The 2,016-nt window shown below is 59.1% G+C and carries 1 protein-coding gene; it reads right to left on the bottom strand.

Annotation, left to right across the window (positions count from 1 at the left end):
* Positions 1–9: 9 nt before the first annotated feature.
* Positions 10–2,016, bottom strand: a 2,007-nt coding sequence (locus NCR40_RS31155; protein WP_250511817.1) for a DUF2235 domain-containing protein, incomplete at its 5' end; no start/stop codon positions are given.

Here is a 2,016-nt window from a genome sequence, read left to right as displayed (position 1 = left end):
CCGCCACGTTCAAACACGGGCGGGAGGTCGCGGCGCGGGGTTCATGCCACGGTTGATCTGCGACGCGCGGCTTGCGTTCTCTTCCGTACGCTTGCGCGCTTTCTCCTCGGCCTCGTAGTCGGTCGAGCCGAACGTATCGACTCCGCGCAACCGGAAATAAAGCGAGGAAGACAGCACATGGTCCTGCCAGCTCGTGAGCATGGTGTCGTGCACGAGAAGATCGAAGAGCGCCATGACCTTGGGCGGAAGCGGGTTCTTGCCCGACAGCCCCATCTTCCACGCCTGAACCAGGCTTTGCTGCTCGGCGCTGATCATCGCGTCCATGTGTTCCTCGATGATCGATGCGCCAAACTCCGGGTCCGCGTCATAAGGCTGTTCGCCGATCTGTACACCGGCGCGCGCTTGATTCACCGCGCGGCGCATGCCGGCCAAAGCGGTGTCGCGTTGGATCATGTCCGTCGACTCCGCCTGGATACGCTCCCACACACCGACCGACGGTCTCGCTTTCTCGGCGCTGGCGTCGCGCAACGCCTCCATTTCAGCGCTCCTTGCCGCCTCCATGCGGTTCTGCGCCTTGCCTAAGGTGATCGAATCCGGCACCGGAAATTGCTTGCGCAAGGCGAGATAGGCAGCAGTCGCGTCGTTGCGTTCCTTCAGAATGGCTTCATGCTTTGCAGCCAGCGCGTCGAACTGGTTGGTGACCGTGGCACGAAATTCGGACGACGTATAGCGAACCGCCATCCAGCGTAAAAAGACCTGCATGTGATCGACGAAATTCAGACGCGCGACGTAGGGCACCATCTCACGGTAGGCCTTCATCAGTTCCCAGATCTTGTACGTGTTCTGGCCGTCAGTGATGGGGTTTGCCAAGGTGAATTTTTGGAATGTCTTAGGTTTAAACTTTGCCAAATCCTCCATGCAGTCCAATGCCCCGCCATAAGAAATTGCCTCATTCAGCATGTCGCGCAAGACGACGCGCTGAAGCTCCGCGCGCGCGCCGAGCGATCCCGGCGGTGCGCCGCCAGTAATGTCTTCGCTCGTGCCGGGATAAAGATATTGCAGGCCGCGTGTATTTTCCAGGCTGTCGAGCCGTTGATAGAAGCGTAGTTCGTGCGCGGCGGCGAAGTGAACGCAGCGCTGAACTGCCTGCGGCACGCCAAGCATTTGGTCGCCGTAATTCTGCTTGATTGCCCCGACCAAGGGCACCATGCTGATCAGCGCATTCTCCTGGACCAACGACGACACCGCGTCGAGCAAACCGACGAACACGATCTCGATAGGAATCGTCGCGCCGTTCGGGTCTTTTGGAATCTTGTATTCCAGTATGGCTTCGCTCGGATGTTTGTATGTCGCGCTCAGGTCATTCAGCAAGGCCCTCGCAAGGACGCAACCGCGATCCGCGCCGAACACAGACACCTTGACGTGCTGGACTTTGGGCATCCTTGCCCTCGCGTCCTCAATCGCTTTCTCAAACTGGGTCTTGGCCGCCTGAAGGCGTGGCTCGACCCCGGTGCCCAAAAGCCGCGCGACCACTGAGTTGTCCCTGAGAATAGGAACCACGTCGAACGAACATTTGAACAGCTCGCCCGCCACTGCCCAGCCAACCTTCAACGGATTCTTCCTGAGATCGAAAAGGATTTGACGGCCGCTTTTCATCGCGTCCTTGGCGAGGATGCGCCCGGCCGCGCGGCCACGGTCGAGCACGGCGCCGGTCCTGAAGAAGCGCAAGACGCGTCCGGCATTGGTACGCAACGCCTTCGCCTCTTTGACGAGTCCATCGTATGCATCCACGACAGGGCGATAGGAATGCTCCTCCAAACCCTTTTTGAATCCGTCGGTAATGGCGCTCTTCGGATCGAGCTTGAGACGGTCGATACCGGTGATTTTCTCGCCAATCTTCTTTGCGTTCGATACCTGACCTTGAGCCGCACTCACGACCTTGCTCGTCAGCGCGGATACGATTTCGCCGTCTTTGGCTTCTTTGTTGAGGTCCGTGCCCAGGCCGGAGTAGTAGAG

It is taken from the genome of Caballeronia sp. GACF4 (genome assembly GCF_023631025.1).
Lineage (GTDB): Bacteria > Pseudomonadota > Gammaproteobacteria > Burkholderiales > Burkholderiaceae > Caballeronia.
Note: the sequence above shows the minus strand (reverse complement) of the source record. Positions and strands in the feature narration are given on the sequence as shown.